At 45.4% G+C, this 8,962-nt stretch carries 4 protein-coding genes and 1 pseudogene; all 5 read left to right on the plus strand.

Annotation, left to right across the window (positions count from 1 at the left end):
* Window positions 1-129: 129 nt before the first annotated feature.
* Window positions 130-2,727 carry an adenosylcobalamin-dependent ribonucleoside-diphosphate reductase gene (locus tag FPZ49_RS19760; RefSeq protein WP_144850113.1) on the plus strand — a complete coding sequence of 866 codons (2,598 nt, stop codon included), beginning with the start codon at window positions 130-132 and terminating at the stop codon, window positions 2,725-2,727.
* 690 nt (window positions 2,728-3,417) lie between these two features.
* Entirely contained in the window at window positions 3,418-4,530 is a 1,113-nt protein-coding gene (locus FPZ49_RS19765; RefSeq protein ID WP_144850115.1) for a GerAB/ArcD/ProY family transporter, read from the plus strand.
* Window positions 4,531-4,547: 17 nt separating this feature from the next.
* Window positions 4,548-6,080 (plus strand): spore germination protein, encoded by a 1,533-nt coding sequence (locus FPZ49_RS19770; RefSeq protein WP_144850117.1) that lies wholly within the window; start codon window positions 4,548-4,550, stop codon window positions 6,078-6,080.
* Window positions 6,081-6,093: 13 nt separating this feature from the next.
* Window positions 6,094-7,284 (plus strand): Ger(x)C family spore germination protein, encoded by a 1,191-nt coding sequence (locus tag FPZ49_RS19775; RefSeq protein ID WP_144850119.1) that lies wholly within the window; start codon window positions 6,094-6,096, stop codon window positions 7,282-7,284.
* Between the two features lie 1,486 nt (window positions 7,285-8,770).
* Window positions 8,771-8,962: pseudogene (locus tag FPZ49_RS37295) on the plus strand (sugar ABC transporter permease); the annotation flags it as partial.

The raw sequence follows: 8,962 nt of genomic DNA on the forward strand, positions 1-8,962 counted from the left end.
TACTAAATATACCGCTTACATCTTCGGCTTGCGAATGCCTGAGACACGCTGTGGAGCATAGAAATTTGTCGATGATCACGGGAGGCTCTGTCTTCATTTTTTTAACTCTATTTTCGGGAGGTTGTTGTTTTGAAGACCATGCAGCAGACCAAATTGGAAGGCTTAAGCGAAAAAATATTTCTTGACCGTTACGCGATGAAGAACGCAGACACGAGCCACACGAAAGTGGGCGATACGGTGTTAGTGCTTACGAAAGACGATCCGAAATTCCCTGCTAAGGAAGTTGGCGAAGTCGTCGAGCGTGAAGGAAAACAAGTCAAAATCTTGCTGAGAAGCGGTGAGATGTTCGAGTCCACTGTGGAGAAGCTGACATTGACGGTGGAGAAAACTCCAGAGCAAATGTGGGATCGCTTGGCTACTGCAATGGCTTCTGTCGAGGCAACGCCAGAGAAGAAGAAAGAGTGGACGGACAATTTCCGCTACGTCTTGAATGATTGGAAGCTGGTGCCGGGCGGACGGATCGCAGCCGGGGCGGATGCGAGCGATGAACTGACACTATTTAACTGCTACGTCATTCCATCGCCTCACGATAGCCGCGGCGGCATTATGGCGACGTTGTCGGAAATGACCGAGATTATGGCTCGCGGCGGCGGTGTAGGGATTAATTTGTCCTCGCTGCGTCCTCGCCGTTCGGTGGTTAAAGGTGTGAACGGCTCCTCCAGCGGTGCTGTATCTTGGGGCGGCTTGTTCAGCTACACAACCGGACTCATCGAGCAGGGCGGCAGCCGGCGCGGAGCACTGATGCTGATGATCAACGACTGGCATCCGGATGTCGTGGATTTCATCACGGTTAAGCAGACGATGGGCCAGATTACGAATGCGAATCTCTCTGTTTGCGTCAGCAACGCGTTTATGAAGGCTGTTAAAGAAGACCTCGACTGGGAGCTTGTCTATCCGGATACGACCGATCCTGAGTACAACGACATTTGGGACGGCGATCTAGAGAAGTGGAGAAAGACCGGCAAGGAAATTAAACATTACCGTACCGTTAAAGCACGGGATGTATGGCATACAATCATTGAATCGGCATGGAAATCCGCTGAGCCGGGCGTTGTATTCATGGAATACTATAACCAAATGTCCAACAGCTGGTATTTCAACCCGATTATTTGCACGAATCCATGCGGAGAGCAGGGCTTGCCGGCCTGGGGCGTATGTAACCTGTCCGCTATCAACCTGTCCAAGTTCTACGACGAAGAGCAGCACGATGTGGCATGGGATGAACTTGCGAAGGTCGTTCGTTTCTCGACGCGCTTCCTTGATAACGTCATCGATAAGACACCGTATCACTTTGAAGAGAACCGCATTAACCAACAGGGCGAACGCCGCGTAGGTCTGGGCTCCATGGGTCTTGCCGAGCTGATGATCAAGCTGGAGATCCGCTACGGCAGCCTGGAATCGCTGGAGTTCCTCGACAAGCTGTACGGCTTCATGGCAAAGGAAGCTTATCTGGCCTCCGCTGAGATCGCGGAAGAGAAGGGCTCCTTCAAGCAGTTTGATACCGATAAGTTCATGCAAAGCGGCTTCATGAAGAACATGGTGAACGTGTATCCGGAAGTTGGCGCAGCGGTGAAGAAGAAGGGCATGCGCAACGTTACGGTCATTACCCAAGCGCCTACAGGCAGCACAGGAACGATGGTAGGCACGTCCACAGGGATCGAGCCGTACTTCGCATTTGAATACTACCGTCAAAGCCGTCTCGGCTTCGACAAACAATATGTGCCGATCGCGCAGGAGTGGAAGGATCAGCATCCAAATGCAGATCTGCCGGGTCACTTCGTCACCGCGATGGATTTGTCCGCTGAGGATCATATCCGCGCTCAAGCGGCGATCCAGCGATGGGTGGACAGCTCCATCTCGAAGACGGCGAACTGTCCATCCGATTTCACGGTGGAAGAGACGAAGAACTTGTATGAGTTGGCCTTTGATCTGGGCTGTAAAGGCGTTACGATTTACCGTGATGGCAGCCGGGACGTGCAAGTGCTCAGCACGGAGAAGAAGGAAGACAAGACAGCCGAAGCGGCGGCTCCACAAGTTGCTCCTGCAGCTGAGGCTGCGAGTGCGAAGGATGAAACATCGCTGACTAGCCTGTCTCAATCGCTAGCCGTCAAGGTAGATTCCAAGACGGAGCAGACGTTCAACAAGCAGTACAAGCGCCGTCCGCAAATTCTTCGCGGAGCGACGTACAAGTTCAACACCCCATTCGGAATGGCTTACATTACGATCAACGATATGAACGGCAGCCCAAGCGAAATCTTCCTGAACGTAGGGAAAGCCGGCTCCGACGTCTTCGCGATGTCCGAAGCGCTCGGCCGCGTCTGCTCCTTGTTCTTGCGCTACGGCGATCATGGTGATAAAGTGCAGCTGCTCACCAAGCATCTCAAAGGCATCGGCGGCTCCGGCGCCATCGGCTTTGGTCCGAACCGCGTGGAATCGATCGCGGACGCGGTAGCTAAAGCACTCGAGATGCACGGCGAAGCCGAAGACACCGCGGACGATTACGTCACAGCGACGCAAGAGATCGTGATGGAAACGACCGCGCAATACGCGGTCACGAAGAACGCAGCGACGTCTCTGGACCTATGTCCGTCCTGCGGATCCGCTTCCTTGATCAACAGTGAAGGCTGCAAAAATTGCAGCAATTGCGGCTATAGTAGATGCAGTTAAGTAAAGAGGCCTTCGGGCCTCTTTTGTTGTTGTGTGAAATTCCAGAATTAATTAGAATTGTTGCAGAATTCGATGGACAGTTTGTGAGAACTGTAATTAAAAATGTCGTCGATTTGGAACATAAATGACACTAGCCTATTCCTTAATGGAATTGGCTTTTTTTACTTATTTAAAATCAACGACCTTCACCCCAAGCACAGAGTTCTTCCCTAGCTTGCAATATTAACGATGTAGTGATAGGGTCAGTTTTGCTTTTTTTTGCTTCGAGATTATGTTCTGCAGAGACCAAGAACTTCAAATCATTGCGACGAGCAGTGAAGTTGAGGCTATTGTGGAGGTAATGTAGAAAGCACGCCGTCTTGGCAATAAAATTGTAGGCAGTCTAGTCAGAACCCTCCTATTCTCATACCTGCATAAAAATTTTCCAAAATGGACATTATAAACCAAAAACATCCATAGGGAGACGTTCTCATTTGATTACTTTGATGTTTATTTTTGTATTCTCCAGTCTGGCTACAGTTTTGGCACTTTTCGATGCAAGCATTTATCAGAGATCTCTTCTTCAATCTTATTTGAACTTGGCAAGTATTCACACCAGCTTCGGGAGGCCAATCCTGCTCCTGCAATTAGCTCTTGCATTAGTCGTAAGTTTATTTATGGATCTCAAAAAACTTCGGTCGGTAAACCGCAATGAATCCAAGCAGTGAGCAGATTTCTCTATCCCAGTTATTTTTGCTAATGGTTGCATTCGAAACAGGCAGTGCCATCATTTTCGGCATCGGCAGCAGTGCTAAGCAAGACGCATGGCTTTCAATCTTACTGTCGGCTGCTGTGGGAGTCGCTCTCTTGCTGATTTATTTCTGGTTCATGCTTCGGCTGCCACAACAGAATTTCTATCAAGTCATGGAATACGCTTTGGGGAAACCAATAGGGGCCGTATTTATTTACCTTTATGCTATGTATTTTTTTTACATTTGCATCCGAATAGATCGTGATTTAATCGAGATCATGAAAACCACACTCTTGACCAAGACGCCCGTTGAGATCATGCATCTTTTCTTTTATATCCTTTGTATGTACCTTACAAGCTCGGGGCTTCAAATCATTGGCCGTATCGGAGAGTTATTTGCTCCGATTTTAATGGGATTTTTATTTTTGATTGGCGTGCTTTTAATTGCCGATGGGGACGTCTCGTTTAATAGACTGTTGCCTGTTATGGGAGAAGGTATTGAACCGATTTTAAAAGCTGCGTTCCCGAGCGTGATAACGTTTCCGTTCGGTGAATTGATCGCATTCACCATGTTCATACCATTCACCTCGCAGTTCTCGAAAGCCCGACGCGTAGGTGTGTATGGTATTCTTGCTAGTTCCTTAGTACTGATTTTCTCCTGCATCATCCAAATCGGGACTATCGGCATAGATGCAAGATCAAGAGCAACCTACCCACTTCTTAGCGCTGCACGCATTTTGACCATTGGAAATTTCATTGAGCGAATCGATGCGCTAGCGACATTCATTATGATGCTGGGTATCGTAATCAAAGTGTCTGTTTTCTTTTATAGCGGACTAAAGGGATTGGAGCATTTGACTAAAGTACGTTACACAACGTTTGTTATTCCGATGGGGTTGCTATTCTCCGTCTTGTCTGTGGTTGTTTCCCATAATTCTGCTGAACACGTCTATGAAGGCATTAAACTCGTTCCCTATGTCCTGCATATTCCTTTCCAAATCGCTATTCCATGCGTATTATGCGGAATCGTCACGTGGAGAACTCGAAAACGAACAGCTTCAGGCAATAAATAGTAAGGTGGGGCCTTTCGATGGTTTTCTTACATACAAATCAAACAACGACTAGAAATACGCTGCTTCCCGAAGGAATGAATAATGCTCCCATATCGGCCGTATTGGAAACTAATTTGGATCATCTCAAAGCGGCGTTCGGCAATACCCTTGACATTCGGTTCGACCGGATGCTTGTGGACGGGCAAAGCGCCTTATTATGCTTTCTCGATAGTATGACGAACGCGCAGGAAATCGACACCATCCGCCAGCCATTGCTGACTCCTGCCCATACATCTCAAGATTTCAATGACTTGGAGCATTTCCGGATGCAGCTGTTTCCGGGTTTTTCTCACCTTATCGTAACAGAACTTGAGAAAGCATTATCATGTCTATTGGAAGGATATGCATTATTATTCTTCAATCAAATTGATCAGGCACTTGCGCTTTCGATTGTAAATCTCAAGTCCCGCAGCATCGAAGAGCCTACCACGCAAACCATCATCCGTGGTCCAAAAGATTCGTTCACGGAAGATTTGCACACCAATGTTTCCCTTGTCCGGCGCCGGATCAAGCATACCGCGCTTCGATTCGAATCCCTACAGCTAGGCAAAGATACGAAAACCTCGGTTGTCATGGCTTACATGCAAAATATTGCAAACGAGAACATCGTGGCGGAAATGCGCCACCGTCTGCAGCGGCTGGAAATTAGCGCATTGATGGATTCGTCTGTTCTCGAAGAATCACTAAGCGACAATATGTATTCGCCTTTCCCTATGTTTCTTAACACAGAAAGACCGGATACTGCAGCCGGCGGCCTGATTCAAGGTAAGATAGCGGTCATCGTGGACGGAAGCCCGTTTGCGATTATTGCTCCAGCCGTGTTCAACGATTTCTTCCGAAGCCAGGAAGATTATTATCAATCATACCTCATGTCAATGTTCATCCGTTTGATACGATTCGTTTCACTTTTTATTGCAATGCTATTGCCTGCGTTTTATCTGGCAATCACGACCTATCATCAAGAGCTGATACCGTCCTTGTTGTTAATCATGATCGTTTCACAACGGGAAGTTGTTCCCTTTCCTACCGTCGTCGAAGTGTTACTTATGGAATTCACCTTCGAAATTATCAGGGAAGCTGGAATCCGTATGCCGAGAGCGGTCGGCAATGCGGTGTCCATTGTCGGTACTTTGGTCATCGGACAGGCTGCAGTCGAAGCTGGCATCGTTTCGAGTGTTATGGTCATTATTGTTTCGCTTACAGGAATTGCCAGTTTCGTCGTCCCAATATACTCCATGGCACTTACTCTTCGGTTGCTTCGTTTCATGTTGATCCTATTGAGTGCTGTAATGGGTTTATACGGTATCGGGTTTGGATTAATTCTCATCATGATTCATTTAGTAAAGTTGAACTCACTGGGAATTCCTTATTTGTCACCAATAGCGCCTTCCTCTGTTCGGGATATTATTGGGGTATGGATTCGTCTGCCTTCTCCAAAAATGTTTCAAAGAAGCCTCTTCCTACAAACAAAATCGCCGCTCTACAAAAGAAACAGAAACAAAAGAGATTGAGGGGACTTCAGCAATGAATGCGATCAAACGATCCCTGCTACCAATAGCACTGCTCATCTTACTGTCTGGGTGTCAGACACTTGAAATAAATAATATATTCGTTGTATTTGGTATGGCGCTGGATAAAGGCGAGAACATGAAATGGAAGCTTTCCGTACAAATGATTAATCCGACGGAAATGGGCAAAAAAACTGGGGGAAGTACGATTCCTGCTATCGTTTATAGTCAGGAAGGGAATTCGGTCGAAGAAATACGCCGTAAAATGAATGCGGGGCTTCCTCGAAAATTAATTTATTCTCATGTGCGACTTTTTGCATTGAATGAGGAAGTGGCCCGTGAGGGAAATCTGGATTTCTTGGACTTCCTGGAAAGAGATTGGGAATTACGGGACGATTTTAACATGGTAATAGTTACGCGCGGTACCGCTTTGGAAGTCATCTCTACAATTATACCTGGAGGTATTTCTCCTTCGACCAAGTTGTTTCGGCAAAGCGGTAACTTTAATAGAGAATGGGGCGGAGATCCACAAGTCAAAATGAAAGATATGATTGAAGCTCTCACCTCTGAGGGCAGAGACCCTGTCGTTGAAACGGTTACTGTCCAAGGAAATGCGAATGTGGGCTCAAAGGATGAAAATTTAAAATCCGGTATCATTCGGAACAATGTGATTTTGTCGGGACTAGGGGTGTTTAACAAACAAAAACTTGTCGGACACCTCAATTTGGACGATACACGGAATTACTTATGGACTCAAAACTTGATTAAAGACACAGTACTAACGGTACCTTGTAAAGACAACGGACATCTAGATGTCAATGTATATGATTCAGGAACCAAAATAAAGGCATTCTACGATGCTGGTACCCCTAACATAATTGTTAACATATTCATCAACGGCGTAATTGATGGGATGTCCTGCAAAGCTGATTTATCCAAGCCTCAAACCTTCTTAGAACTTGAGCAATTAGCAGAACAAAAATTAAAAGCGTCCATAGAGAATACCATGAAGAAGGTTCAGGTTGAATACGGATCCGATATTTTTGGTTTCGGGGAAGATATGTACAGGCAAGATACAGCCGCTTTCAAAAAAGTTCGTAAAAACTGGAACGAAGAGTTCAAACATGCAGAGCTTAAGGCTAAAGTCTCTATCCATTTAAGAAGAACAGGACTAAGACTGAAAAGTTATACGGATGAGTTTAAGTGAAGGGAGTAATAAGACTGTGGTCACATTGATGCTGAAGGATATATTTTGAGATGCCTGTTCGCCAAAATCCACTTTCCGTCAGTGACCGGCATATTGCCGCTGTCTGACAAACGGCATACAGATTGATAGCCTAAGCATAGAACGATCTAGGAAAAGCCGACGGCTCCTTTTGGGCGTCAGTCCTGCGCGCAACGAAGGAAGAGGCAAACAATTGATCAAAGCCCAGATCCCAGGAGTTATAGCGAAGGAAGCAATAAACGGAACCGCGAACGTGGTAACGCACTGGACGTGCGGCTAACTGCTTCTTTGTAGCTCCAAAAATTTTCTCTAACGAATTCTGCAACAAACGGCTTCTTTCATTGAGGCGTCGGTCAAAATTCTAATGAAATATGGAACAACATAAACAGAGCCGCGTGGGTTTGCGGGCTCCGTTTTCTAATTATTTATGGAATATCACAGTTGTGTGTGTGTTTGTGAACTGTAATTAAAAATGTCGTCGATTGGAACATGTTTTGTCGCAGAGTTGTAACATAAATGTCGCTGGCCCATTCCTTGATGGAATGGGCTTTTTCAGTGTTTTTATATTTTAGAAACACTTGTCTAGATAAATAATTTTGCATGAATATTAAGGATAGTAATGGGCTTCAAAGTTGGAACATTAATTGTTACTTCTCATTGAGAAGGATAGCAAAGGTTAGTCAATTCAGCAAGCACCGTGCAGACACCCGTGTGATTTTCATCAAAAACTGTAAATGGTTCACAAAATAGCTGTAAATTTTGTTTCAAAAATAATTGTAAAACGTGTATGCAACGTAATGAATAAATATACAAAAAGGCTCGGAGAATAGAACCCCAAGCCTTTTTTCATATTTCTGTGAAGACAGAAGCTTCTTTCTGTGACCTTGTAAGCGAACGTGTGTCCGAACGGTAAAGGTAAGGATGTGTTTAAAAAGTAAGTCACATGGAAATGGTGTTATGAAGAATTAACTCCATCAAGAGCAAAGGGAGAATAAATTTGAAGAGGTTGCTGAATCGCCCAAAAATGTACAATAACGAAAGCCTGAGCGGTTATCTTGTACGAGTATCCCAAGATTTGTTTCCCCTTACTTACGTTTATTCCGATCTTGAGTTATATAAAGACACTACGGTTACGAATTATAATGATGATTTTAAGGAGATATCGGATCCAACATGGATCAGGTATTCCTACGGTGTCCGCAATTTCACGAAAGCGCTCGGTTTTTGAGCGCTTTCTTTTCATTGAAGACACCCGTTCACGTATAGCCTGAGATGTGCAATTGCTTAACGATAGCATCGCAACAAAAGGTGGCATGGCCAAGGGTCTGATTTGTTCAGAGCGATCTTAAGGTAAAAATTTGTCCGCACACTCTTTTTCATGCTGGAACAGCCCTTTGCAAAAATGTTTTATTGTTGATAACTATGATTAGATACATACTTTAGATCAAAACAGGAAGGAGGTGCCCACATGAGTGGAACAAACTTATATACCGACTCATCCGTTTCAGGGGTCGGGACGGTAGCCCGAAATCGCTGGAGCCAGGGCTGGAGGGCGTTGGTAAAAAATAAGTATTTACTTTTGATGGCCCTGCCCGGAATTTTATACTTTGTTCTATTTAAATACTTGCCGATGTGGGGAATTCTGATTGCCTTTCAAAAT

It is taken from the genome of Paenibacillus cremeus (assembly GCF_007786445.1).
In the GTDB taxonomy this organism is placed as follows: Bacteria; Bacillota; Bacilli; order Paenibacillales; family NBRC-103111; genus Paenibacillus_G; species Paenibacillus_G cremeus.